Source organism: Pseudochelatococcus sp. (assembly GCF_050946405.1).
GTDB lineage: Bacteria > Pseudomonadota > Alphaproteobacteria > Rhizobiales > Beijerinckiaceae > Pseudochelatococcus.
The window spans coordinates 359,639-385,700 of sequence record NZ_JBMNUS010000001.1 but is presented as its reverse complement, the minus strand read 5'-3'; the positions used below and the strand labels follow the sequence as shown (position 1 = coordinate 385,700).

Genomic DNA, 26,062 nt, shown 5'->3' with positions numbered 1-26,062 from the left:
TCGTCAGGCACTCCAATCCGTCAGGCACTTCAAGTCGAGCGAGGCATTCATGGCAACGGAAACCATCGCATTTGAGCAGTCCATCGATCTCGCGCTTGCCTCCCGCATCGGCGGCAACGGCCTGCCGGATACCGCGATCGACGCCGCCTTCACCGTCGTCGAAAAGGCGCTCGCGCGGCTGAACGCCGAAGCCGATGAGGGGCGGCTGCCGCTCATCGCGGTGGCGGGCGCGAGCGACGACCTGACCGCCATCCGCGCGGCGGCGGCCCGCTTCGCCGGGAGCACGGTCAGCGATATCGTCGTGCTCGGCACGGGCGGTTCCAGCCTCGGCGCGCAGACGCTGGCGCAACTCGCGTTCCATGCCGTGCCGGGCCTCGGCCGCATCGACGGGCCACGTTTTCATTTTTTCGACAACCTCGATCCCGTCACTTTCGCCCTGACGCTGGAGCGGCTGCCGCTGGAGACCACGCGGGTGCTCGCCGTGTCGAAATCCGGCGGCACCGGCGAAACGCTCATCCAGACCATCGCCCTGCTGTCGAAGCTGCATGCGGCTGGCCTGCGGGAAAAGGTGCGGGACATCTTCATCGGCCTCTCCGAGCCGCGCAAGCCGGGGGCGGCGCATCCGCTGCGCGACCTGCTGGAGCCGGAGGGCGTTACCTTCCTCGACCATCACACCGGCGTCGGCGGCCGTTACTCCGCGCTCACCAATGTCGGGCTGCTGCCCGCCGCGCTGCTCGGCCTCGATATCGACGCCATCCGTGCCGGCGCGCGCGATGTCGTCGCCTCCCTGAAGCGGGAGAACGTGCGGGACGTGCCGGCGGCGGCGGGTGCGGCGTTCAATGTCGCCGCACATCTGGAAGGCAAGGGCATCGCGGTGCTGATGAGCTACACCGACCGGCTGGAACGCTTCACCAAATGGTGGATCCAGCTCTGGGCGGAAAGCCTCGGCAAGGGCGGGCACGGTTCGCAGCCGGTGGGCGCGCTGGGCCCGGTGGACCAGCACAGCCAGCAGCAGCTCTATCTCGACGGCCCGCGCGACAAGGTGTTCACCGTCGTCACGCTCGAAGTGAAGGGCAGCGGCACGCTCATCGACGCCGCGCTGGCGGAGCGCGCCGGCCAGGCGGCGCTTGCCGGCCGGCAGGTCGGCGATTTCGTCGCCGCCCAGGGGCTGGCGATGATCGACACATTCGCACGCAACGGCCGCCCCGTGCGCCGGATTCACCTGCCGCGCCTCGACGAATACGCGCTCGGCGCGCTGCTGGCGCATTTCATGATCGAGACGATCCTTGCCGGCTACGCGCTCGGCATCGATCCGTTCGACCAGCCGGCCGTGGAGGAAGCGAAGCTGCTCGCCAAGCAGTATCTGGCCGAGGGCCGGGGCTGACGCGGCTGGTGGACCGATTACCGGAGTTGACAACCGTGGCCGTGCGTCGTCTCGAACCCGTGCTGATCGACCGCATCGCGGCGGGCGAGGTGATCGAGCGTCCGGCCGCAGCCATCAAGGAACTGGTCGAGAACGCGCTCGACGCCGGCGCGCGCGCCGTCGAGGTGGTGGTGGACGCCGGCGGCAAGCGCCTGATCCGCGTCACCGACGACGGCTGCGGCATGTCGGCGGCCGATCTCGAACTGGCCGTCGACCGTCACGCCACGTCGAAGCTGCCGGCGGGCGACCTTTTCGACATCCGCTCGCTCGGCTTCCGGGGCGAGGCGCTGCCCTCCATCGGCGCGGTGGCGCGGCTTTCCATCGTCACCCGCAACGGCGAGGACGCCAACGGCTGGGCCATCGTGGTGGACGGCGGACGCAAGGAAGCGGTGCGCCCGGCGCCGTCGGGCCGGGGCACGCGCATCGAGGTGACGGATCTCTTCTCGGCGACGCCCGCGCGCCTCAAGTTCCTCAAGTCCGACCGCGCCGAGGCGCAGGCCGCCGCGGAAGCGGTGAAACGGCTGGCGCTCGCGCATCCGCAGGTGCGCTTCACGGTGGCGGGCGAGCACCTCTCCACCATCGATCTGCCGGCGGAAGGCGACGACGATGCCGCGCTGTTGCGCCGCCTCACCCGCCTGCTGGGGGCGGAATTCGCGGCCAACGCCATCCCGCTCGACGCCGCACGGGAGGGCGTGGAGTTGACGGGCTTCGCCGGCCTGCCGACCTATCATCGCGGCACCTCCGCCCACATCCACGCGACGGTGAACGGCCGCCCGGTGCGCGACAAGCAGATATTGGGCGCGGTACGCGCCGCCTACATGGATTTCCTGCCGGCGGACCGCCATCCGGCGCTCATGCTGCGCATAGCCTGCGATCCGCGCCTCGTGGACGTGAACGTGCATCCGGCGAAATCCGAAGTGCGTTTTCGCGATCCCGGCCTCGTGCGCGGGCTGATCGTCGGCGCGCTGAAGCACGCGCTCGCCGGCGCCGGCCACCGCGCCACCACCACCGGCGGCACGCGCACGCTCGCGGCGCTTCGGCCGCAAACCCTGCCGCGCGACGGCGCTCAACCGGATTGGCGCGTGCATAGCGGCCGATCCGCCTTTTCTCCCGGCGACATGCGGGAGCAGCCCGCACCGCCCGGCTTTACGGGCTGGCAGGCCCCGGCGGGGTTCCACGAACCATCACATGCCACGGCATATGCGAGCGAGTCGCCGCAGGCGGCACAGGGTTCTTTTGGCGAATTGCCGCAGGCGGCACAGGGTTCTTTTGGCGAATTGCCGCAGGCGGCATTCGCTGCCTTCGCCCCGCCATCGGCCGATGCGCGCGCCGGCGCAGCCCCGCCTGCGCCCGATGCCGTGGAGCAACCGTTGGGCGCGGCGCGCGCGCAGGTGCATGAGAACTACATCATCAGCCAGACGCGCGACGGCGTCGTCATCGTGGATCAGCACGCCGCGCATGAACGGCTGGTGTACGAGCGGCTGAAGCGCGAGCGCGCCGCCAGCGGGATCGCGCGGCAATTGATGCTGATTCCCGAAATCGTGGAACTCGATCCGGCCGAGGCCGACCGCCTGCTCGCCCACGCGCCGGCGCTCGCGACGCTGGGCCTCGTCGTGGAAGGTTTTGGCGCGGGAGCGGTCGCGGTGCAGGAAGTGCCGGCGGCGCTCGCCGGCGGCGACATCCGCGCGCTGGTGCGGGATGTGGCCGATTCGCTGACCGAATGGGGCGACGCCCGCGCGCTCGACGAGCGGCTCGATCACCTGCTCGCCACCATCGCCTGCCACGGCTCGGTGCGCGCCGGGCGGCGGCTGCGCCCGGAGGAAATGAACGCATTGCTGCGCGAGATGGAGGCGACGCCGTTCTCCGGCCAGTGCAACCACGGCCGCCCGACCTATGTCGAACTCAAGCTGTCCGACATCGAGCGCCTGTTCGGGCGTACCTAGAGCGGTTTGCGTTCAAATCGAATCATTTAATCGATCAGGAATTCGCTCAAAACAAAGAAATCTGGAGCGTATTTATGAAACGTGGCCGATGCACAGGCGCGTATCGCCGTAATCGCGGCTCTCCAACGCCGTAAAGCCGGCGGGAAAAGCGAAAGCGGCATCCACCGCCTCCTCCACCAGGATCAACGCATCGTCGGTGAGCCAGCCGCCGTCACGTGCCGCGACAAGCGCCTTTTCCGCCAGCCCCTTGCCGTAAGGCGGATCGCAGAAGACCAGCGAGAACGGTTCCAGCGGCTTCGCCGGGCCGAGCTTCGTCGCATCGCGCCGGAAGATGCGCGTCAAGCCGCCGACGCCGAGGCTGTCGGTGTTGGTGCGGATGAGCGCCCGCGCCTCCGCCCCGTCATCCACCATCAGCGCGAAGGCAGCACCACGCGATACGGCCTCCAGCGCCATCGCGCCCGTGCCCGCGAACAGGTCCAGCACCCGCGCGCCGACCACCGGATCGTCATAGGCATGCGCCAGCACGTTGAAGATGGTTTCACGCAGACGATCCGAAGTCGGACGGATCGCGTCCGACTTCGGCGCCGCCAGCGTGTGCCCCTTGAAACGACCCGCGACGATCCGCATTCGCTGCCTCCGTCAGCCCAGCGGCTCAGGGCCGCCGCGGCGGCCGTGGCCCGCCCGGACGCGATCCGCCGGGCCGGGAGCCTGACGGACGGGAATCCGGTCTTTTGCCGGCGAAAGATTGATGTGACGATGACTTGCCGGCAAATCGACCGCCGGCCTTGCGATCATCGGGTCGCTTGTCGCCCCTGAATTGCTTGTCCCCGCCAGTCCGCCCGTCTGCCGGACGCTCCCGGAACGGCTTCTTGTCGAACGGCCTTCCATCATGAGATTTGCCGGCGAATGACCGCCCTTCCCGTCTGTCATCGGGGCGCTTCTCCCCGAAAGCGCGCTCACCGGCGGGTCTGTCGCCGCGCGCCTTGAAGTCGGGACGATCGCCACGCGGACGATCGTCCCGCCGGAAGCCCTCGCCGCCGCGATCCTTGCGATCCGACAAACCGCGACGCTCGCCGCCATCGTCGCGCCGGAAGGGGCGCGACGGGCGCTCGCCCGCGAAACCGTCCGCGCCGCGCTTTTCGAAAGAGCGACCACCCGCCGGCCTGTCGCCGCGCGCCTTGAAGTCGGGCCGCGCGCCGCGCGGACGATCGTCCCGCCGGAAGCCTTCGCCGCCGCGCTCCTTGCGATCCGAAAAACCGCGACGCTCGCCGCCATCGTCGCGCCGGAAGGGGCGCGACGGGCGCTCACCCGCGAAACCGTCCGCGCCGCGTTTTTCGAATGAGCGACCACCCGCCGGCCTGTCGCCGCGCGCCTCTTCGGGCGCTGGACGCCGGGGCGTCCTGACGGGCCGCTCGGCGAGCGCGGGGGCGGAGACGAGACGCTCGACCTTGACCGTGCGTCCGCCGGGATCGGTAACCGAGGCGGCGCGCATGTGATCGCGCGCGCCGCTCTGCGCGCGCGCCTCGCGGGCGTCGGCCCCGCGACGCGGCACGCGCTTGCCTCTGGGGCGCTTGGCTTCCGTTTCCTCGTCGCGCCAGACGGCGCGCTCTTGCGAGCGCTGCTCGTAAGCCTCGCGGGTGCGAGCCGGCGCGGCCTCCGCCGACTGACGCGGGGCGCGGGCCTGAAAATCCTCCTTCGAGCGATAGCGGCCCTCGCGAAGCGGATTGCGCGGCGCGGGCGCCGCGCGCACCGGATCGGGCTCGGCGATGCCGGCATCGAAATCCACGCCCGCCTCGCGCGCCAGCGCCTCGCCGAGCTGGTCCTTGAGGATGCGGGTGCGCACCTCTTCCAGCGCCCCCTCGCCCAGATCGCCGAGCTGGAAGGGGCCGAAGGAAACGCGGATCAGCCGGTTCACCCGCAGGCCGAGATGTTCGAGGATGCGCTTCACCTCGCGGTTCTTGCCCTCGCGCAGCCCGAGCGTCAGCCACACGTTGTCGCCCTGCGTGCGCTGGATCTGCGCCTCGACCGGGCCATAGTGCATGTCGTCGATGGTGATGCCGTCGCGCAGCGCATCGAGCTGCGCCTGATCCACCGCGCCATAGGCCCGCACGCGATAGCGGCGCAGCCAGCCGGTGTCGGGAAGCGCCAGCACCCGCGCGAGGCCGCCGTCGTTGGTGAGCAGCAGCAGCCCTTCGGTGTTGATATCGAGGCGGCCGACAGTGACGACGCGCGGCAGATCGGCCGGCAAATCGTCGAACACCGTCGGGCGACCTTCGGGATCGCGCGCGGTGGTGACGAGGCCGCGCGGCTTGTGAAACAGCCACAGGCGCGTGCGTTCCTTCTGCGGCATCGGCGCGCCGTCGATCAGCACCCGGTCGCCGGCCGTGACCAGCGTCGCCGGGGTGTCGATGACCTTGCCGTTCACCGCCACGCGCCCTTCGGCGATCATGACCTCGGCATCCCGGCGCGAGGCGACGCCGGCGCGCGCCATCACCTTGGCGATGCGCTCGGGGCCGGCGGCGGGCGCTTCCGGCCGCTCATCGGTCTGCGGTTTGCGGAACCGGCCCGCATCGCCGCCGGCGCCATCGAGGCGCCGGGCGTCGGAAGGGCGCTTGCCGAAGCGCGGTTTGTCGAAACCCGGCTTGTCATGACGCGGGGGCCTGTCGAAACGCCTGCCTTCCGGGCGGGCGCCCTCCGCGCCATCGAAGCGGCGCGCCGGACGATCGGGACGCCCCGCGCCTTCGCGCCGGTCGCCGCCCCTGTTCTCGCCGCTTCTGCCCTCGCCGCCGAAGCGCGGCTTGTCGGCGCGCGGGTTCTTGTCGAAGCGCGGCTTGTCGAAACGCGGCTTGGCCTGCCCCGCGCGCGGCCGTTCCTCACCATGTCGCGACGGCTTGTCATGTCGCGCGGGCTCGCCGCGCGTGCGGTCGCCCGCGTCCTTCGCTCCGGCGAACGGGCGCGGCCCACCAAATTTCCTGACGCCCTTTGACGGGCGCGCGGCATCGTCGCCGGGCCGTCGAGCGGGGCGGCGCTCGTCTTTCGATCTGTCGGTCATCGGCTGCACATATCAGAACGGCGGCATTGACGCGAGGGCATCAGGCCATAATATCCGGCTTTTCGCGCGAATTATTTCAATGCCGGACTGCCCTTCGCCATGACGCAACACGATCCGATGTCAGCCGCCTTCGAGGAGGCGCGCCGTGCCGCGCTGGCCGGCGAGGTGCCTGTCGGCGCGGCGCTGGTGCATGAGGGCGCGATCATCGCCCGCGCCGGCAACCGCACGCGCGCCGACCGCGATCCCACCGCGCATGCCGAAGTGCTCGCCATCCGCGATGCCTGCCGCCGGCTCGGCAGCGACCGCCTGCCGGGCTGCGACCTCTATGTGACGCTCGAACCGTGCCCCATGTGTGCGGCGGCCATCTCCTTCGCCCGCATCCGCCGGCTCTATTATGGCGCCGAAGACCCGAAGGGCGGCGCGGTGGACAACGGCGTGCGGTTCTTCCATGCGCAAACCTGCCATCACGCGCCCGACGTCTACGGCGGCATCCGGGCCGAAGAGGCGGCGCAACTGCTGCGCGCCTTCTTTCGCGACCGGCGATGAACAGGAAAGGCCGGCATGCCGGCCTTTCCCCTCCCGTTTCGTGCGTGACCCGGACGCTTACCTGATCAGCTGATAGGCCGGCAGCGTCAGGAACTCCTCGAACTCCGGCGCAAGCGACATGTCGGCGAACAGCTTGATCGCCTCCGGGAAACGGCCGGCGTCATAGACGTCGGCGCCGAGCGCCGCGCGCACCTTCGCCATTTCGTCGTCCAGCGTCTCGCGGAACAGCTCCGGCGTCACCTTGCGGCCGTCGTCCAGGGTCGCGCCGTGATAGAGCCATTGCCAGATCTGCGCGCGGGAGATCTCGGCCGTCGCCGCATCTTCCATCAGGTTGTACAGCGGCACCGCGCCGCGCCCGCGCAGCCACGCCTCGATGTACTGCACGCCGACGCGGATGTTCTCGCGCAGGCCCGCTTCCGTGCGCACGCCCTCATGCACTTGCAGCAGGTCTTCGACGGTGATCGCGATGTCCTCGCGCAGCTTGTCGAGCTGGTTGGGCTGCGGCATCAGCCGGTCGAACACTTCCAGAGCCACGGGCACGAGCGCCGGATGCGCCACCCAGGTGCCGTCATGGCCGTTGCCGGCCTCGCGTTCCTTGTCGGCGCGCACCTTGGCGAAGGCCGCCTCGTTGGCCGCGTCGTCGTTCTTCACCGGGATCTGCGCCGCCATGCCGCCCATCGCGAACGCGCCGCGCCGGTGGGTGGTCTGGATCAGCTTCAGCGAATAGGCGGAGAGGAACGCCTTGCCCATCACCATCGCGGAGCGGTCGGGCGTGAGGAAGCGCGGGTTCTTGCCGAGCCGCTTGATGTAGGAGAAGATGTAGTCCCACCGCCCGCAGTTGAGGCCGACGATGTGCTCGCGCATCTCGTAGAGGATCTCGTCCATCTCGAAGGCCGCCGGCACCGTCTCGATCAGGATCGTCGCCTTGAGCGTGCCCTTCGGCAGGCCGACCGTCTCCTCGGCATGGGAGAAGACGTCATCCCACAGGCGCGCCTCGAGATGGCTCTCGAGCTTCGGCAGGTAGAAGGCGGGCGTGGACCCCGCCGCCACGATGGCGCGCGCATTGTGGAACACGTAGAGGCCGAAATCGAACAGCGCGCCCGAAATCGGCTCGCCGTCGACGGCGACATGCTCCTCCAGCAGATGCCAGCCGCGCGGACGCACCAGCAGCACCGCCGGCTTCGCGCCCAGCGCATAGGTCTTGCCGCTGTCGGGATCGGTGAAGGAAATGTCGCCCTGCCAGCGGTCCTTCAGGTTGACCTGGCCCTCGATCATGTTCGCCCATGTCGGCGCGGAGGCGTCCTCGAAATCGGCCATGAACACCTTCGCGCCGGAGTTGAGCGCGTTGATGATCATCTTGCGGTCGACCGGGCCGGTGATCTCGACGCGGCGGTCCAGCAGATCGGCGGGAATGGGCGCCACCTTCCAGTCGCCCTCGCGGACGTGGCGGGTCTCCTCCAGGAAGCCGGGCAGCTCGCCGGCGTCGAACTTCTTCTGCCGCTCTGCGCGCAGCGACAGCAGGCGCTTGCGCGTCGCGTTGTAGCGCCGGTGCAGATCGGCCAGGAAGCCGAGCGCGGCCGGCGTCAGGATCTCGTCATGGCGCTCACCTGCGGCGCCGGCGATCGTCACGCCCTGGGCGCCCGTCGTCTGGTTCGTCGAAGACATCGTAACCTCCCTTGTCCGGTTGCGGGAAACGCATCCAAAACCGTTCGCGCGAGATCATGTGCGCGAGACTGTTTGCGGGAGTCATCATGCGCCAAACCGCTGTTGCCATAAACCCCGCATATGGACCAACACTGTTGCCGTGAAGGAAACAATCCGCCATACTTCCCGCCATGGACAGGATGGGCGATCTCGATATCTTCGCGCGGGTGGTGACGGCGCGCAGCATGTCCGCGGCGGGGCGGGAGCTTGGCCTGTCGACGGCCGTCGTCTCCAAGCGCATCCGCCGGCTGGAGGAGCGGCTCGGGGTGCGCCTGTTGCAGCGCACCACGCGGCAGATCACGCTCACCGGCGCGGGCCAGGGCTTTTACGAGCGCGCCGTGTCCATCCTCGCCAGCGTCGAGGAGGCGGAGGCGTGGGTGGCGCGCGGCGCGGCCGTGGTGCGCGGCGTGCTGCGGGTTTCGGCGCCCACCTCCTTCGGCCGCCTGCACATCGCTCCGCGCCTGCTGCCGTTTCTGGAGCGGCACCCCAACCTGACCGTCGATCTCAACCTGTCGGACGAATTCGTCGACCTCGTGGGAGAAGGTTTCGACATCGGCGTGCGCATCGCCGATCTGGGCGATTCCAGCCTCATCGCCCGCCGGCTCGCGCCCAACCACCGCCTGCTCGTGGCGGCCCCCGGCTATCTGGAGCGCGCCGGCGTGCCGGAAACCGTCGACGACCTGCCGCGCCACACGCTCATCGCCCACAACAGCGATCACTGGCGGCTGGAGGGACCGCAGGGCACCCATGTCGTGCGCATCGACGCGCCGCTGCGCACCAATTCCAGCGAGGTGGTGCGCGAGGCCGTGATCGCGGGCCTGGGGATAGCGCTGCGCTCCACGTGGGATGTCGGCCCGGAGTTGCGAAGCGGCCAGTTGCGCGCCGTGCTGCCGGGCCTCGGCGCCTCCCGCCGGGTGGCGGTGCATGCGGTCTATCCGAGCCGGCGGCACCTGGAACAGAAGGTGCGCGTCTTCGTGGACTATCTCGCCGGGCTCTTTGGGCCGACGCCCTACTGGGACGAGGGCCTCGCCCTTTCCTGACCGGCCGGCGCGGCGGCCGGAAAGGCGATCTCCACCATGGTGCCCTCGCGCGGCGCGCTGGACACATGGAAGCGCCCGCCGCTCGCCTCCACCAGCGCGCGCGTCAGCGGCAGGCCGAGGCCGGTGCCCGCGCCATGGCCGAGCCGTGTCGTGGTGAGCTGGGCGAAAGGCTCCAGCGCCGCCGAGACCTGCGCCCGCGTCATGCCGACGCCGGTGTCGCGAATGCGCAGCGTCGCGCCGCCGTCGTCCGCGCGCGCCGTGGACACGATCACCTGCCCGCCGGCATCCGTGAACTTCACCGCGTTCGACAACAGGTTGAGAATGATCTGCTGCAAGGCGCGCTCGTCGATGCTGACCGGCGGCAGCGCCGACGACAGGCTGGTCCGCAGCACCACCCGCTGACGGGCGGCCTCCGGCATCAGCAGGCCGACGCAACCCGACACCACGTCATTGAGGCCGACGAGCGAGGGCGCGAGTTCCAGCCGCCCCGCCTCGATGCGCGCCAGATCGAGCAGATCGTTGACGAGGCTGATCACCTGCCCGCCCGAGGCGTGAATATCGCGCAGGTATTCGCGGTACCGCTCGGCGCCGACAGGACCGAAACGCTCCTCCAGCATGATTTCGGCAAAGCCGATGATGGCGTTGAGCGGCGTGCGGATCTCGTGGCTGACGCGGGCCAGGAACTCCGCCTGCCCTCCCTGCCGCGCGCCGTCGCCGGCGGCCGGGACCTCGGGGCGGGACGCGCCGCTGACATCGCGCAGGATGGCGAAAAAGCGCTCGCCGCCGCGCGACGCGGCCTCCCCGGCTTCCGAACTGCCCGCCGCCCTCGCGCCGTCCGGGGCCAGCCGGCCCATGACCATCGTCAGCGCGATCTCGCCGCCGCCGCGCGCGCGCGCCGTCACCCGCAGGCCGTCGTTGAGCACGCTGGCGAGGCCGCCCTCGCGCAACCCCTCGAAATAGGCTTTCGCACCCGGCACGCTGTCGGCCGTCAGCAGACGCCAGAGCGACGTGCCGACCACATCGGTTTCCTCGCGCCCGAACAGCGCCTCGGCCGAGCGGTTGAGCGACAGCAGGCGGCCAGCGCCGTCGAGGGTGACGACGCCATCCGTCGCCGTGTCGAGAATGGTGTCGAGCGCCCGCACGCGGGCTTCCTGATAGCGCAGTTCGCGTTCGAGATCGCGCAGGTGCGCTTCCATCCGGGGTTCGAGCGCGCGGCGGAACGCCATCAGCGTCGCCGGGCCGCCCTCCCACGGCACGCTGACCATGCGCGCATCAGCCGAAAGAGGCGTGCCCTGCGCGGTGCGCAACGCCAGCGGCGCATCCCCGCCGCCGGGCGCATTGGTGAACAAAGCCTGCAACCCGCCGGCGGTCGCGAAGGCGTCCGCATCGGCATAGCCGAGAAGATCGAGCAAACCGCGGCTCGCGAACAGCACCTTGCTGCCCCGCGTCACCAGCAACCCGAGCGGCAGGCGATCGGCGATGCGCCTGAAAACGGCGGCCGCCTCGTGCCCCGCGTCCCCCGACGGCTCCTGCCGTTCATCACGCGCGGCGGGCGCATCCGCCGCCTGAACGGGAGGGAGCAGCGAAGGCGGGGACGCCGGCAGCGCCGGCGGCAGCTCGGGCGGCGATTCCCGCCGAGGTTGTTGCGGCGCTTCCCGCCGGAATTGTTGCAGCGATTCCCGCAACAATTCCGGCGCCGGGTCCGGCAATAGCGCCTCCGGCTCCGACGTCAGGGCGCCGCGCACGGCGTCGTCGCCGGCATCCGCCTCATCCGGCGTCGATTCGGCGTGCGGCATGATGTCGCGGGGACGGGCAACGCCCAGCGCGCGGGCGATATCGCGAAACGCCTGCTTCTCGCTGTCGCTGAGCCGGGAGCGTGGCGATTCGACCGAAACGGCTGTCGGCTGCGCCGGTTCCGCGGCGGGCGCGGGAGCGTCGCCCTCCGCGACACGCAGCCGGTTGACGCGGCAAAGTCCGAAGCCGCGAAAGCCCAGAAAACGGCGATCGGGGTCGTGGACCGGGATGCCGGCGAGTTCCACCGGCAGCCACGCGCCACCGCCGTCTCCCACCCGCCACAGGACTTCCCGTCCGCTCCATGTATTCTGTTGCGACAACACCGCCGCGATTCCGGCCGCGCCGGCCGGATCGCGCACCGCGCCCTCCGCGACGAGATCCTGCCAGCGCCCGCCTTCGATGCCACCGGATCGGCGCCCCACAAGTCCCGACAATTCCTGAGAAACGCGGGTGAAGCGCCCTTCGGCGTCCGTTTCCCAGATGAAGCGCACGGTCGGCCGGTTGCCCGCATAGGCCAGCAGACGATCCACCGCGGACGGCCCGGAAGCGGCCGGCGCATCATCGGTGAAAGAATCGTCTCGCGGTTCGGCATGGCGGCCGGTCCCGTCGTGCGGCGCAACGCCATCGCCCGTCTCGGACCGGGCGAAATCTTCCCCCACGACGCGCGGCAGGCGGGGCAGCGGGCCGCGCAGGATGGTGAGCAGATACTCCCCTTCCGCCGTGGCGACGCGATGGCACTCGAGCAGCAGACGTGCCACGCCGTAGCCCTGCGGCAGCGCGATGCGCTCCAGCCGCACGCCCCCATCGGCGGAAAGCGCGGCCGCAATGCGGCGCAACCGGCCGCGCAGGCTTTCGCCCCCCGCCGCCCGCAGCGCCGGCGCAAGGCCGGCTGTGCCCACCGAGGCGCCGACGACCCGGCTGCCGTCGAGCGACCACAACACCGCCGCGACCTCGTGCTCCACGAGCGCGGCGAGCGCCGGATCCCCCCAGATGCCTGTTTTCGATGCGCCCGGTCGCCTGGACATGCGAATCACCCGTCTCCTGTCACATTAGGGCCGCGACATATGACTAATAAAATGTTAATATACCTTTGTCCTCAGAGCGTCACGGAATCTGCGTAGATTGCCGTCGCATTCCGGCATCAACGTTAACGTTGCGTCAGAACGACAAAAATGAATGCGCCGCGGGATGTGCCTCTTGCATTGTTGCGGTGCAGCATATATGCATTGCAGCGCACAAACCGTTGGTGTACACTCCCTTTTGTCCAGCGTTTCCCAAGGAGACTACGATGAGCAACACCCTTCCGACCTACGAGATCCCCGCTGAGCTGCGCGAGTTCGCCGAGAAGAGCGTCGACCAGGCCCGCAAGGCGTTCGACGGCTTCCTGGGCGCTGCCCACAAGGCCATCGCCACCTTCGAGAACCAGACGACGGCCGTGCCCTTCAACTCGCACGAAGTCGCCCGCCGCACGCTTTCGTATGCCGAGAGCAACATCGCCGCGGCTTTCGACCTCGCCGAGAAGCTCGTTCGCGCCAAGGACCTGCGCGAAGTGACGCAGCACCAGAGCGAGTACCTGAAGAACCAGTTCGCCGCGCTCCAGGAGCAGGCCCGCGACTTCGGCGCCACGGTGCAGAAGACGGCCACGGAAGCCACGCAGCAGGTTCAGAACGCCGTGAAGGAAGCGACCCAGACCGCGACCGACGCCGCGAAGGACGCTGTCAAGACCAACGCGTAATGCACGCGGAACCGGCCACGGCGACGTGGCCGGTTCGACATGGCCGGTTATCCGGCGGCCCCGGTCGGGCGACGTCATGTTGGCTGCGACCGGACACGGACGGCGAGAGTTGCGTTATCGCCGTCATTATGGCCTTTCGCCGCAATGCCGGAAAGCCTCCAGCGCCGCGCCAGGTTTTGGTCGTGCAGCCGGCAAAAGGCGCGGGTCGGCAACCGCCGGAGACGAACCGGCTGTTTCGTCGTTTGATCGTGCCTGCGCATCTATGGGCCGGCGTTGCCGCGCTGCCCGGCGGATGCTCTCATGATCGGGCAAGATCGGTTTCGGATATCAGGCCCAGTATAGATTTTTTAAAGACGGAGCGGAAATTCCATGACGACGCGCAAGGCACCCGGCAGCCCCACAGCACGCGGAAGAAGAAGGACGACTTCCGTGAAGAGCTCGACGACGGCCACGGACGCGGGCGTTACGGATCAGGCCGCCGAGATCGCCACCGGCGACGCCGCCGCGATTGCGGGCGAGAGCCGGACAGCCGCTCCGCTGGCGGAAGCACCCCTCGCCGCCACGCCATCCACACCTGAAGTTTCCGAAACGGAAGCCCCCGAGGTAAAGCCCACTGTGACGCCCGCCGATATTCCGCCCGCTGAAGCGACGCCCGTCGAGGCGGAAGCCGTAGACTCCCGGCAGCCCGAAGCGGCCGAAACGGCTCCGGTTTCCGACGCCGCGCCCGTTGCCGAACCGGCGGCGGAAGTTGAGCCGGAGGCCCCCGCCGTGGCGCCCGGGGAAGAGACCGCAGTCGAAGAAACGGCCGAGAAAGCCGTGCAGCCGGCAGAGGCGAGTGCGCCGAAGGCTGCCGTTTCCGCGACCCCGAGCCTTTTCGACGCACCCGCCGCACCTGCGGCAAGCGAGACGCCTGCCGTGAGTGAAACATTTGCCGTGAGCGAAGCGCCTGCCGTGAGCGAAACATTTGCCGTGAGCGAAACATTTGCCGTGAGCGAAGCGCCTGCCGAAACCGAGGCGCCGATCGCCGCCGTGGAAACCGCGCCGGAGGAGGCCGCATCCGAGGAAACCGCGCCAGAGGAGGCTGCGGCACCTGCGGAGGCCGCACCGGAAGCTGTGCTGTCGATCGCCTTGGCAACGACGGAATCCTTCACCCATCGGGATACCGAAAAGCCTTCCGACATCGCGCATGCGGGCCTGGGTTACGCGCGCCAAAGCTACGCGGCCCTGCACGAACAGAGCGAATTGTGGACCAAGGGCTTTTCGTCCACGCTCTCCGTGGCGTCTCGCGGCGTGACGGAACTGAACGGCAAGGTTTTCGATCTGGTCCGCAGCCAGACCGACGGCACGCTCGATCTCTGGCGGCAGCTTCTGAAAGTCACCTCGCTCGCCGAAGCCGTGGAAGTGCAAACGCGCGAGCTTCGTCGTCAGTTCGAATCGACGTCGCACCAGTTGAAGGATATCGCGCAAACGTCGAACAGGCTGTTGAGCGAGACTTTCAGCCGCATCCAGACCCGGCAGTCGAAGAGCGACGATCAGGCCTGAGAAACGCCGCCGGTCCGTCGGCAGCGGTGAAGCGACGGCGCAGACGCGATTGCGTCTGCCTCCCTCCCTGTTCGGCGCCGGCTCGTCGGCGAATTGGCGAGCCGCCGAAGTTCTTGCATCGGCGGCATGAAGGCGTTATGAAGTGACATCTGATTCTTCGGTGATCTCGCATGCGGTTTCCGCCTGCGGGAGATTTGGAGTTGATGTGTTGCGGTGTCTTATCTCCGCCAGAGATGTGCAGCTGTAGCTCAGTTGGTTAGAGCGCTTGATTGTGGATCAAGAGGTCGCCCGTTCGAACCGGGCCAGCTGTACCATTCGGATTGATGAATCGCGCGGTGTCGATCGCTTTTCGGCTCAGTAGATATCCGACGATTTTTATCTCCCTTCCAGACCGCCGTTCCACTCCGAAAAACATTCCGGGATCGCACTCCCCGATTGTGTATGTTCCGCGGTTGCCGGAGGCTTTTCCACGTTTCGTCGAAGCGACGAAATGTTCCATCTCTTTAATCCTGACGCAATTTCGGGCACAAAAGCGGTGTCCATTCCCGCTGAAATTGCTTTATTCTCGAACTGGCCGGAGCGTCCGGCGCAATCGAAACCGCGCTGTCGAACGGCGTGCCTTTTCTGCGGATGCTGATCCATGCGCGTATACATCGCTCTTCTGCTGGCCGCGCTGGTATCGTGCGGCTTTTCCGGCACCCTTCGGGCGCAGGACAATGCCCGGGAAGAAGCCGCCCGCCGGCAGGCCGTGCTGAAAACGCTGCCGCAGGACGCCGCGCGCCGTCTGTTCGGGCAGGCGGGGACGCCCTCTCCCGCGCCCGCGCAGGTCTACGGCTTCTACTCGAAGGGATGTGTGGCCGGCGCGGTCGAACTGGCGGCCGACGGACCGACCTGGCAGGTCATGCGCCCCTCCCGCAACCGCGCCTTCGGGCACCCGGCCCTGATCGGCTTCATCGAGCGGATTGCGGCGGGCGCACCGGCCGCCGCCGGGTGGCCGGGCCTGCTCGTCGGCGACATCGGCCAGCCGCGCGGCGGGCCGATGCTGACCGGCCATGCCTCGCACCAGACGGGAATAGACGCGGATATCTGGCTCACCCCCTCACCCGCGCGCCGCCTCGCCGTCGGCGAACGGGACAATCTCTCCGCCACCAACGTCGTCGCCGGCGACTCGAACGATGTCGATCCCGCCCGCTGGACGCCCTCGCATCACCGGCTTCTGCGCTACGTCGCGAGCCAGCCGGAGGTTGCGCGCATTTTCGTCAACCCCGCCATCAAGAAGGCGTTATGCCGCGAGGCGGACGGCAGCCGGCGCTGGCTCTCGAAAGTTCGCCCGGCCGCGGGCCACAATTATCATTTCCATATCCGCCTCTCCTGTCCGCGCGGCAACGCCGGCTGCCGCAATCAGGAACCGCCGCCGGCCAATGACGGCTGCGGCAAGGATCTCGACTGGTGGTTCTCGGAGGAAGCGCGGCGGCCGCGCCGCACGCCGCCGCCTCCGCCGCTGCGGCTCGCCGATCTGCCGCCTCAATGCGGCGCCGTGTTGAAGGCGCAATGACGCGTCGCCGCCGGCCGCTCGGAAAGCGATGCTCTCGCGGCCGCGTGATGCTATAGTGATTCCAGACGGCGACGGAAACGGCCGCGACGCCGGAGGACGCATCATGAGCTGGAATCCCGCCCTCGATCCCGGTTGCCCCGACGACATCGGCGTCGACGCCATCGAGACGCTGATCGTTCCCCGCACGCGCGACCTCGGCGGCTTCGAGGTGCGCCGCGCCCTGCCCGCCCCCCGCCGCCAGATGGTCGGGCCGTTCGTCTTCTTCGATCAGGCGGGGCCGGCGGAGTTTCTCACCGGCGAGGGCATCGACGTGCGCCCGCATCCGCATATCGGGCTCGCCACCGTCACCTATCTCTACCGTGGCGATTTTCATCACCGGGACAGCATCGGCAGCGATCAGATCATTCGCCCCGGCGAGCTGAACTGGATGGTGGCGGGACGCGGCGTGACCCACTCCGAGCGCACGAGCGCCACCGCCCGCAGGGGACCGCACAGCCTGTTCGGCATCCAGACATGGGTCGCGCTGCCCGAGGAAGCGGAGGACGCCGCGCCCCTGTTCGAGCACCACGGGGCGCATGCCCTTCCCGTCATCGAAAACGAGGGCGTCCGGCTGACGCTCATTCTCGGCAGGGCCTACGGCGAAACGGCGCCCGCCACCATCTATTCCGATACGTTCTACGCCGATGTGCTGCTGAAAGCCGGCGCACGCTTTCCCCTGCCCGACGATCACGAGGACCGGGGCATCTATGTGTCGACCGGCAGCGTCTCCATCGCCGGCCAGACCTTTGAGGCCGGGCGCATGATGGTGTTCCGTCCCGGCGACGCGATCACCATAGCCGCCGGCGAGCAAGGCGCGCGCCTGATGCTCCTCGGCGGAGCGACGCTGAACGGCCCGCGCTACATCTGGTGGAATTTCGTCGCATCTTCCCATGAACGCATCACCGCGGCGAAGGAAGCATGGAAGGCGCAGCAATGGGGAAGCGGGCTTTTCGAGTTGCCCGCCGGCGACCGCGACGAGTTCATTCCGCTACCGGAACCGGTGCGGGTGCAAGCCGCGACCGATGGCGCGGCAAACGCATGATGACCGCACTGGAGATCGCCGTCGAACGCTGGCCGATCGCCGGCCATTTCACCATCGCGCGCGGCAGCCGCACGGAGGCCGTCGTCGTCGTGGCGACGGTGCGCGCGGGTGCGCATGCGGGACGCGGCGAATGCGTGCCCTACGCCCGTTATGGCGAAAGCGTCGACAGCGTGAAGGCCCAGCTCGACGGCCTGCGGGAAGCGGTTGCCCAGGGCCTGACACGCGACGAATTGACACATCTGCTGCCGCCGGGAGCGGCGCGCAACGCCATCGACTGCGCGCTCTGGGATCTGGAGGCCACCGCGGCCGGTCTGCCGCTTCCCGCGCTCGCGGGCGTGCCGACGCCGGCGCCGATGCTCACCGCCTATACGTTGAGCCTCGGCACGCCGGAGGCCATGCAAGCGGCGGCGCGGCAGGCGGCGGAACGGCCGCTGCTCAAGGTCAAGCTCGGCGGAGAGGGCGACCCGGAGCGGATCGCCGCCGTGCGGGAAGGCGCGCCGCACGCGCGCCTGATCGTGGATGCAAATGAGAGCTGGCGCGCGGAAAACCTGCGCGCCAACCTCGCGGCCTGCGCACGGGCAGGCGTGGAACTCGTCGAGCAACCGCTGCCGGCCGGCGGCGACGAAGCGCTTGCCCGCGCCGACGCCCCGGTGGCGATCTGCGCCGACGAGAGCGTTCATGACGCGGCTTCGCTCGCGCGGCTGCCCGCCTGGTACAACGCCGTCAACATCAAGCTGGACAAGACAGGCGGCCTGACCGACGCGCTGCGCCTGCGGCGGGAGGCGTCGGCGCGCGGGCTCGGCATCATGGTGGGCTGCATGGTCGGCACGTCGCTCGGCATGACGCCGGCGCTCATCGTCGCCGGCGGGGCGGATTACGTCGACCTCGATGGCCCGCTGCTGCTTGCGCGCGATCGCGACGGAGGCCTGCGGTATGAGGGCAGCACCCTCATACCGCCATGGGCGTGACGATCAGCGCTGATCGTTCGAGGACAGCAGATACTTGTAGATCAGGCCGCCCGCGGCACCGCCGAGCAGCGGCACCACCCAGAACAGCCAGAGCTGCGCAATCGCCCAGCCGCCTTGGAACAGCGCGACGCCGGTGCTGCGCGCCGGGTTGACCGAAGTGTTGGTGACGGGAATGCTGATCAGGTGAATGAGGGTGAGCGCCAGACCGATGGCGATCGGAGCGAAGCCCGCCGGCGCACGCGCGTCCGTGGCGCCGAAAATGACGATGAGGAAGAACGCGGTGAGCACGAATTCAGCTACGATCGCGGCGCCGATCGAATAGCCTCCGGGCGAATGCTCGCCGAAGCCGTTGGATGCGAAGCCGCTCGCCGACGCATCGAAGCCGGCCTTGCCGGAAGCGATGATATAAAGCACGAAAGCCGCCGCGATGGCGCCCACAACCTGCGCCACGATATAAGGCAGGATGTTCGAGGCCGGAAAACGGCCGCCGGCGAAGAGCCCCACCGTCACAGCGGGGTTGAAGTGCCCGCCGGAAATGGCGCCCAGCGCATAGGCGCCGGTGAGCACCGTGAGGCCGAACGCCAGCGAGACGCCCGCATAGCCGATGCCGACATCCGGCACGCCCGCCGCAAGCACGGCGCTGCCCGCGCCGCCAAGCACCAGCCAGAACGTGCCAAGAAACTCCGCGGCGAGGGCCTTGCCCAAGCCGGAAAAACGATCGCTCATGACAGTCTCCCGTTTAATCGGTTCCGATAATCAACGACTGCATCAGATCGACAGAACAGGCACGGATTCTTGTCGAAATCTGACGCTAGAGCGGCGTGCATTCAATTGGAATCGTCACGCCGCTCTAAATTCTGTATTTTACCGCAACTTGCGTTCAATTCGATTCATCGAATTGAACGCAAGCAGTTCTCGACCGTATTCCTGTTTCAATGAAACGGGGACGCGGTCCAAGCTTTTGATTTCGAGCGAATTCTGATCGATTAAACGATTTCGTTTAATCGGAAGGCACTCCGGTGACAACCGACCGATGGCACGCGTCATGCGCGCACCTCGAAAAGCTGACCCAAGGCAATATACATTCGCTTGCTGTATCAGGTATATAATTCACTGTCGTATAAACAGAAAAGTCGACATAGCCGGAAAGTCGACACGACGGCCGCCAACGAGCGAGGAAAGAGACGGCGATCGGGCTCGCCGCCCGGCGGTTTACATCGTCTTAACCGGCCGTGAGTCATGATGGCGCAGCGGTCGGCGATGCCGGTACCCGTCGCTGCTGCATGCATCGACGGACCTTGCCGGGATCCGCGCCCGAAAGTTCCCTTTGGAGTGGCGGACGTTCAAGCCGAATCGCGCCGTCGCTCCATCCACCTGTCGACGCATCAGGTTTTCCCGGAAAGTGCGCGCACTTTCCGGCTTGATGCTCTGAATTCCATGTTTGTCGCAACTTGCGTTCAAATCGATAGATCGGCTTGAACGCAAACTGCTCCAGCGGATCGATTCACGATGTCTGCGTCCATGCCCGGCCGGTTCCTGAAGCCGCTGATAGCGGTTTTGCTCACTGCTCTCGTCGCCGCCTGCGCCTCGGAGCGGCGCGAGCCGGTGCCTTCCGACTATCCGATCCACGGCATCGACGTGTCGCGCTGGCAAGGTGAGATCGACTGGGTCGCGGTGCGGCGCAGCGGCGTGGCCTTTGCCTGGATCAAGGCGACGGAAGGCGGCGATCACCTCGACCCGAAATTTCTCGATAACTGGTATGCGGCCAGGGCAGCGAACGTGCCGCGCGGCGCCTATCACTTCACCTACTGGTGCCGGCCGGCCATCGAACAGGCCGCCTGGATCATTCGGAACGTGCCCGTCGACCCCGACGCGCTGCCGCCGGTGCTCGACGTGGAATGGAATGGCCATTCCAAGACCTGCCCGCGCAAGGTTCCGCGCGCGAAAGCCATCGCCGAAATGCAGATTCTGCTGGACGCCATGGAACGGCATTACGGCAAGCGTCCGGTGATCTACACGGACATCACGTTCTTCACCGACGTCATGCAGGGCGAGTTCGAACGCTATCCGCTGTGGGTGCGCAGCATTCCCCGCTATCCCACGCCCCGCTTCGACAGCCGCCGCTGGTACTTCTGGCAGTACACGGCCAAGGGAAGCATCCCCGGCATCAAGGGCCCCGTGGACCGCAACGCGTTCTTCGGCACGGCGCATATGTGGGAACGGTTCCAGGCGGGAGATCTGTAGCGGCGCGGCGCGGTGCGCCAACGAAGAAATAAACCGCGAACAATATCGGGCGTTACTTTTATCGATTATAAAATGACAGTCGCATAACAGCACGCGGCATCCTCTGTCGAGCGGATCCACTTGCGCGGGGGCTTCTTTGGCTTTAGCAAGAAGGCCAGAAATAGGGGTGAGCATCGTGTCATCGCGATGCCCGCCCGCGGACGGGATCGCGCGCAGCGGCCGGCGCCATGCCGGCGCGAGTGCATACGGGCGCGCTCCCGCGGTCGTTCTTTCGCGCAGGAGTTCCGCCGTGGTTTCCGACACCGAGAAGACGCCGCCAGACGATGCGCCGGATGCGCAGCAGACCTTCGGAACGGAGGGCATCGCGCCTCTCTCGCGTCCGAGTCTGGTGACGCGCACCCTGATGGCGATCGTGGCCTGGGCGGAAAAGCTGAACCTGAAGCATTCCCGCGTCGGCAATCCGCCCGTGTACGACAACGCCACTTTTCCGTGGGTCGCGGAGATCGAACGCGAATGGCCGCTGATTCGCAAGGAGCTGGACGCGGTGCTCACGCGCCAGAGCGAGCTGCCGAGTTTTCAGGACATCTCGTCGGACGTGAAGACCATCAGCACCGACACGCGCTGGAAAACCTTCTTCCTCGCCGGTTACGGCGTCGAATCGGCGCACAATATCGCCGCCTGCCCGCAGACGTGGCGCATCGTGCAGAAAATTCCCGGTCTCAAGACGGCCATGTTCTCCATCTTCGAGCCTGGCAAGCACCTGCCGCCCCACCGCGGCCCCTACAACGGCGTTCTGCGGCTGCATCTGGGGCTGATCGTGCCCGAGCCGCGCGACAAACTCGCCATCCGCGTCGACAGCCAGGTGCTGCACTGGGAGGAAGGCAAGGCGCTGGTGTTCGACGACGCCTACAATCATGAGGCGTGGAATCACACCGACAAGACCCGCGTGGTGCTGTTCGTCGATTTCGTGAAGCCGCTGCGTTTCCCCGCCAGTCTGGTGAACTGGCTGCTGCTGAACATCGCCGTCTTCACCCCGTTCATCCGCGAGGGTCTCGACAACCACAAGGAATGGGAAAAGCGCTTCTACGCGGAGGCCGAAGCGCTGCGTAACCGCCGGTAGCCGGCCACCGGATGGCGAGCGGTCCGGCGCCGGTTCCGCCCGAAGCCGCTTCGCCCGCGCAGATCGTGCGAGATATTGACTTACGGTGCATGTGGGCACATAGCCTTGTCGTGCGAACCGTGAGAAGTCATGTAGATGAATTATAAGTATAATCATTCCAAGCTGAGAGCCGCGTATCGACACGTGCCTTATTCCGTGTCCATGGTTCTTTCTGCACTGCTGATTTCTTTTATAATCGTTCTTAATTCTGGGGCAGGCATCTCCCGTGCCGGCGATATTCCTTCCTCCGATCCCGTCACCGTCACGGATATTAGCGGCAGGACCGTCACGCTGCCCAGACCGGCGCGGCGGCTTTTGATCGATGACGGGCGGTATCTGACCGCGCTGTCGCTGATCGCGGACGATCCCGTGTCGCTCGTCGCCGCGTGGCCTCACGACGTGCACCGGCTCGGCACCGCCGCCTACGACGCCTATCGCGCCCGCTTCCCCACCATCGCCAACAAGCCGCGCATCGCCGCTTCGGCGGATTCTCTCTCCGTCGAACAGGTGATCGACGTCGCCCCCGACGCGGCGATCTTTCGCGAAGGACTCGGACCCAACGCGGAGCAGATCCGCCAGATCGAGGCGGCGGGCATTCCCGTCGTCTTCATCGACTTCTTTTCGCAGCCGCTCGAAAATCTCGAGAAAAGCCTGCTGATCCTCGGCACGTTGATCGGCGCGCCGGAGCGGGCGCAAGCGTTCGCCGATTTTCGCGACGGGCACCTGAGGCGCATCACCGAGCGGATCGCCGCAACGCCCGGCCTCGTGCGGCCCCGCGTGTTCCTGGAGGTGCATGCGGGCCTGACGGAATGCTGCAACTCGCCGGGGCGCGGCAATGTCGGCAACTACATCGTGCTCGCCGGCGGCCACAACATCGGCGCGGACGTGCTGCCGGGCGCATCGGGCAGACTCGGCATCGAATACATTCTCAGCGCGGAGCCGGAGATCTACATCGCCACCGGCGGCCCGCACACCGCCAAGGCAGGCGGTTTCGTCATCGGGCCGGAATTCACGCCGCAGCAGGCGCGGGATTCGCTGGCGCGCATGGCCGCCCGCCCCGGCATCGCTTCCCTCGCGCCCGTGGAAAGGGGCGAGGTGCACGGGCTGGCGCATCAACTGCTGAACTCGCCGCTCGACATTCTCGCCGCCGAACGCCTCGCCCGCTGGATCCATCCCGACCTTTTCGCCGACGTGGACCCGGATGCGACGGTGGCGGAACTGAACGCGCGTTTTCTCGCCGTTCCGCTGACGGGCACCAACTGGATCGACCTGCGCGAGCAGGGCGGCCGATCATCCGAGTGAATGGAATGGCAACTGTCGCAATGCGTGAAACCGTCGAAAGCCGGCGCATCGGGGAGACCGACGCGCTTGCCCCGTTCGTGCTCAGCGGAGCGGAAGAAACGCTCGTCTGTCACGGCGCGCACAGCATCGTGCCGCCGACGCCGGCGGACGATCTCGCCGGCGCCGTCGATACGTTCTGGCGCACGGCCGATGACGCCGCGCTGATCGTGGGCGCCCTGCCCTTCGACCGCGCCGCGCCGGCGCATCTTTTCGCGCCGCGCGACGTCCGATCCGGCCCGCAGGATTCGCCGGCGCGCCAGGTCGCAGGCGTATATGCCGGCGGCGGCTGGAGCAGCACCGCCGAACCCTCTGCCGCGGTCTACGCCGACAGCGTGGCGCGCGCGCTGGCGTTGCTGAACGGCGGCGCGGCGGATCTGCGCAAGGTGGTGCTGGCCCGCAGCCTGCTCGTCGCAGCGCCCCGGACCATCGACGTCAATGCCGTGCTGGCGCGCCTCGCGCGCGATCCCGCCGTGACCACCTACGCGGTGCCGCTGCCCGCGGCCGCTCCGGGCGTATCGCGCACGCTCGTCGGCGCGAGCCCGGAGCTGCTGGTGGACAAGCGCGGCGATGCCGTGCGCTCGCTGCCGCTGGCGGGCTCCGCCCGCCGTCAGGCCGACACCGCCGCCGACCGGGCCGCAGCCGACAGCCTGCTGCAATCGGACAAGGACCTGCGCGAGCATGCGTTCGTCATCGAGGCGATTCTCGATACGTTGACGCCCTATTGCGGCGCGCTCGCCGCGCCCGCGAAGCCCTCGCTGGTCTCGACGGCGTCGATGTGGCATCTGGGAACGCGCATCGACGGCCGGCTGAAGGATGCGGACGTGTCGGCGGTGGAGCTGGCGGCGGCGCTGCACCCCACGCCGGCGGTCTGCGGGCTGCCGCGAAGGACGGCGCGCGACGCCATCGGAGAGCTGGAGAATTTCGATCGCGGCTTCTACGCCGGTGCGGTAGGCTGGGCCGACCGCGCGGGCGACGGCCGGTGGATGGTGGCCATCCGCTGCGCCGAGATCGCCGGCAACACGGCGCGCCTTTATGCGGGCGCCGGCATCGTTCCCGGCTCCGATCCCGCGGCGGAGGTGGCCGAAACCTCGGCCAAGTTCACGGCGCTGCTCGCCGCGCTGGGAATCGACGAGACGGGCGGGCCGCGCTGAAGCGTGACCGGAACCGGACCGGCAAAACGGAATTTGCCAAAGCCCCTTCCGGTCGTGTTGAATCGCGCCGGCGGCAAACGCCCGAAAAATCGGCATGAGGAGGACGCAACGTGATCCCGGCTATCCAGAAATGGCCCGATGAACTGGCCGCGCGCTACCGGGCGGCGGGCTACTGGCGCGGCGAAACCTTCGGCGCCGTCCTGCGCGATCGGGCCGGGCGCTTCGCCGGCCGCACGGCCATCGTCGCGGGTGAAACGCGCTGGACCTATGCCGAGCTCGACGCTCGCGCGGACGCGGTGGCGCGCGGCTTTTCCGCGCTGGGCTTTCGCCCCGGCGAGCGGGTCGTGGTGCAATTGCCGAACATCGCGCCTTTCTTCAGCGTGGTCTTCGGGCTGTTCCGCGCCGGCATCCTGCCCGTCTTCGCGCTGCCCGCGCATCGCTCCACCGAGATCACCCATTTCCTCACGCGCACGCAGGCGCGCGGCTATGTGATCGCCGACACGTTCGACGGCTTCGACTACCGCACCCTCGCGGCGGAGGTGAAGGCGAACGTGCCCGGGCTCGAACACGTCATCGTCGCCGCCGGCGATGCCGGGCCGTTCACGCCGCTGGCGGCCGTGGAGCGGCACGACGGCCCGCTGCCGGACGGCCCCGCGCCCTCCGACGTGGCCTTCCTCCAGATATCCGGCGGCAGCACGGGCCTCTCCAAGCTCATCCCGCGCACGCACGACGACTACATCTACAGCCTGCGCGGCAGCAACGAGATCTGCCGCATGGACGAGGACAGCGTCTACCTCGCCGCGCTGCCCATCGCCCATAACTACCCCATGAGTTCGCCCGGCACTTTCGGCACGCTCTACGGCGGCGGAAAGGTGGTGTTGAGCCCCTCCCCCGCGCCGGATGTGGCGTTTCCGCTGATCGAGCGGGAGAAGGTGACGATCACCGGCCTCGTGCCGCCGCTGGCGCTGGTGTGGGCGGACGCCGCGCGCACCACGACGCACGACCTGACAAGCCTCGGGATGCTGCAAGCCGGCGGCGCGAAGCTGACGCCGGAAGTGGCGCGGCGCATCCGCGCCGTCTTCGGGCCTGTGCTCCAGCAGGTTTTCGGCATGGCCGAGGGGCTCGTCAACTACACGCGCCCCGACGACGGCGAGGAAGTCGTCACCGAAACGCAAGGCCGGCCCATCAGCCCGGACGACGAGTTGCTGATCGTGGACGACGAGGACCGGCCCGTGCCGCCCGGCACGCCCGGCAACCTGCTGACGCGCGGCCCCTACACCATCCGCCAGTATTTCAACGAGCCCGAGGCGAACGCCCGGTCGTTCACGGCGGAGGGCTTCTACCGCACCGGCGACATCGTGCTGGTGCGCCCGGACGGCAATCTCGTGGTGCAGGGCCGCGCCAAGGACCAGATCAACCGCGGCGGCGAGAAGGTATCGGCGGAGGAGATCGAGGATCATCTCCTCGCGCATCCCGGCGTGTTCGACGCGGCGGTGGTGTCCATTCCCGACGCCTACCTCGGCGAGCGCTCCTGCGCCTTCGTCATTCCGCGCCGCGCCGTGCCGGAAGGCGCCGCGCTGAAGCCGCTGACGCTGAAGGCCTGGGTGCGAGAGCGCGGGCTCGCCGCCTTCAAGGTGCCGGACAGGGTGATTTTCGTCGACAGCTTCCACACCACCGCCGTCGGCAAGATCAGCCGCAAGGATCTGCGCGCCTCGCTGCGCCAACAATTGCTGGCGGCCGATGCGGCTGAAGCGGCCGGCGCACCGGCGGAAAAGGAGTGAACC

At 68.2% G+C, this 26,062-nt stretch carries 19 protein-coding genes and 1 tRNA gene; 15 read left to right on the top strand and 5 right to left on the bottom strand.

Translation table 11 applies throughout. From position 1 onward, the window contains the following. The first annotated feature begins 49 nt into the window (after window positions 1-49). Together ACOYJQ_RS01600 and mutL are read left to right on the top strand one after the other, a co-directional pair. Complete coding sequence (locus ACOYJQ_RS01600; protein WP_433455860.1) at window positions 50-1,384, top strand: glucose-6-phosphate isomerase; 1,335 nt, start codon at window positions 50-52, stop codon at window positions 1,382-1,384. Between the two features lie 35 nt (window positions 1,385-1,419). Then, window positions 1,420-3,366, top strand: a complete 1,947-nt coding sequence (gene mutL, locus ACOYJQ_RS01595) for a DNA mismatch repair endonuclease MutL (protein ID WP_433455859.1) — start codon at window positions 1,420-1,422, stop codon at window positions 3,364-3,366. 72 nt (window positions 3,367-3,438) lie between these two features. Here the strand turns inward: mutL and rsmD are convergent, their stop codons facing one another. Together rsmD and ACOYJQ_RS01585 are read right to left on the bottom strand one after the other, a co-directional pair. Beyond that, entirely contained in the window at window positions 3,439-3,993 is a 555-nt protein-coding gene (gene rsmD, locus ACOYJQ_RS01590) for a 16S rRNA (guanine(966)-N(2))-methyltransferase RsmD (protein WP_433455857.1), read from the bottom strand. 25 nt (window positions 3,994-4,018) lie between these two features. Then, window positions 4,019-6,418: a pseudouridine synthase gene (locus ACOYJQ_RS01585; protein ID WP_433455855.1), complete on the bottom strand. Its 2,400-nt coding sequence runs from the start codon at window positions 6,416-6,418 to the stop codon at window positions 4,019-4,021. Between the two features lie 99 nt (window positions 6,419-6,517). On the opposite strand from ACOYJQ_RS01585, the gene ACOYJQ_RS01580 reads away from it, so the two are divergent. Then, on the top strand, window positions 6,518-6,964 hold the full coding sequence (locus ACOYJQ_RS01580) for a nucleoside deaminase (protein WP_433455853.1): 447 nt from the start codon (window positions 6,518-6,520) through the stop codon (window positions 6,962-6,964). A gap of 57 nt (window positions 6,965-7,021) precedes the next feature. Here the strand turns inward: ACOYJQ_RS01580 and aceB are convergent, their stop codons facing one another. Then, window positions 7,022-8,629 carry a malate synthase A gene (gene aceB, locus ACOYJQ_RS01575; protein WP_433455851.1) on the bottom strand — a complete coding sequence of 536 codons (1,608 nt, stop codon included), beginning with the start codon at window positions 8,627-8,629 and terminating at the stop codon, window positions 7,022-7,024. A gap of 170 nt (window positions 8,630-8,799) precedes the next feature. Here aceB and ACOYJQ_RS01570 point away from each other — a divergent pair, with 170 nt between their 5' ends. Continuing rightward, complete coding sequence (locus ACOYJQ_RS01570; protein ID WP_433455849.1) at window positions 8,800-9,708, top strand: LysR family transcriptional regulator; 909 nt, start codon at window positions 8,800-8,802, stop codon at window positions 9,706-9,708. Here the strand turns inward: ACOYJQ_RS01570 and ACOYJQ_RS01565 are convergent. Beyond that, window positions 9,678-12,527, bottom strand: coding sequence for an ATP-binding protein (locus ACOYJQ_RS01565; protein WP_433455847.1), 2,850 nt, complete (start codon window positions 12,525-12,527; stop codon window positions 9,678-9,680). The two genes, ACOYJQ_RS01570 and ACOYJQ_RS01565, sit on opposite strands and share 31 nt — an antisense overlap. A 263-nt stretch (window positions 12,528-12,790) precedes the next feature. On the opposite strand from ACOYJQ_RS01565, the gene ACOYJQ_RS01560 reads away from it, so the two are divergent. The 6 genes from ACOYJQ_RS01560 to dgcA all read left to right on the top strand — a co-directional run bounded on the left by ACOYJQ_RS01560 (window position 12,791) and on the right by dgcA (window position 18,383). Further along, entirely contained in the window at window positions 12,791-13,237 is a 447-nt protein-coding gene (locus ACOYJQ_RS01560) for a phasin (protein ID WP_433455845.1), read from the top strand. A gap of 429 nt (window positions 13,238-13,666) precedes the next feature. Next, entirely contained in the window at window positions 13,667-14,779 is a 1,113-nt protein-coding gene (locus ACOYJQ_RS01555) for a phasin family protein (protein ID WP_433455843.1), read from the top strand. A 237-nt stretch (window positions 14,780-15,016) separates the two neighbouring features. Further along, a tRNA-His gene (locus ACOYJQ_RS01550) sits at window positions 15,017-15,093 on the top strand. A 326-nt stretch (window positions 15,094-15,419) separates the two neighbouring features. Beyond that, window positions 15,420-16,334 (top strand): penicillin-insensitive murein endopeptidase, encoded by a 915-nt coding sequence (mepA, locus tag ACOYJQ_RS01545; RefSeq protein ID WP_433455841.1) that lies wholly within the window; start codon window positions 15,420-15,422, stop codon window positions 16,332-16,334. Between the two features lie 103 nt (window positions 16,335-16,437). After that, window positions 16,438-17,415, top strand: coding sequence for a pirin family protein (locus ACOYJQ_RS01540; RefSeq protein WP_433455839.1), 978 nt, complete (start codon window positions 16,438-16,440; stop codon window positions 17,413-17,415). Further along, the gene (gene dgcA, locus ACOYJQ_RS01535; protein WP_433456401.1) at window positions 17,415-18,383 is read left to right on the top strand and encodes an N-acetyl-D-Glu racemase DgcA; all 969 of its coding nucleotides are present in this window, start codon (window positions 17,415-17,417) and stop codon (window positions 18,381-18,383) included. The genes ACOYJQ_RS01540 and dgcA overlap by 1 nt, the downstream gene beginning before the upstream one ends. A 3-nt stretch (window positions 18,384-18,386) precedes the next feature. On the opposite strand, the gene aqpZ is transcribed toward dgcA, so the two are convergent. After that, the gene (gene aqpZ / locus ACOYJQ_RS01530) at window positions 18,387-19,088 is read right to left on the bottom strand and encodes an aquaporin Z (RefSeq protein ID WP_433456399.1); all 702 of its coding nucleotides are present in this window, start codon (window positions 19,086-19,088) and stop codon (window positions 18,387-18,389) included. A gap of 804 nt (window positions 19,089-19,892) precedes the next feature. Here aqpZ and ACOYJQ_RS01525 point away from each other — a divergent pair. The 5 genes from ACOYJQ_RS01525 (at window position 19,893) to ACOYJQ_RS01505 (ending at window position 26,059) form a co-directional block, all read left to right on the top strand. Continuing rightward, complete coding sequence (locus ACOYJQ_RS01525) at window positions 19,893-20,627, top strand: glycoside hydrolase family 25 protein (RefSeq protein WP_433455837.1); 735 nt, start codon at window positions 19,893-19,895, stop codon at window positions 20,625-20,627. Between the two features lie 289 nt (window positions 20,628-20,916). After that, window positions 20,917-21,747 carry an aspartyl/asparaginyl beta-hydroxylase domain-containing protein gene (locus tag ACOYJQ_RS01520; RefSeq protein ID WP_433455836.1) on the top strand — a complete coding sequence of 277 codons (831 nt, stop codon included), beginning with the start codon at window positions 20,917-20,919 and terminating at the stop codon, window positions 21,745-21,747. Window positions 21,748-22,101: 354 nt separating this feature from the next. Further along, a complete protein-coding gene (locus ACOYJQ_RS01515; RefSeq protein ID WP_433455834.1) occupies window positions 22,102-23,088 on the top strand; it encodes an ABC transporter substrate-binding protein in 987 nt (328 codons plus the stop codon). Window positions 23,089-23,108: 20 nt separating this feature from the next. Beyond that, the gene (locus tag ACOYJQ_RS01510; protein ID WP_433455833.1) at window positions 23,109-24,278 is read left to right on the top strand and encodes an isochorismate synthase; all 1,170 of its coding nucleotides are present in this window, start codon (window positions 23,109-23,111) and stop codon (window positions 24,276-24,278) included. Window positions 24,279-24,388: 110 nt separating this feature from the next. Next, on the top strand, window positions 24,389-26,059 hold the full coding sequence (locus tag ACOYJQ_RS01505) for a (2,3-dihydroxybenzoyl)adenylate synthase (protein ID WP_433455831.1): 1,671 nt from the start codon (window positions 24,389-24,391) through the stop codon (window positions 26,057-26,059). The last annotated feature ends 3 nt before the right edge of the window (window positions 26,060-26,062 follow it).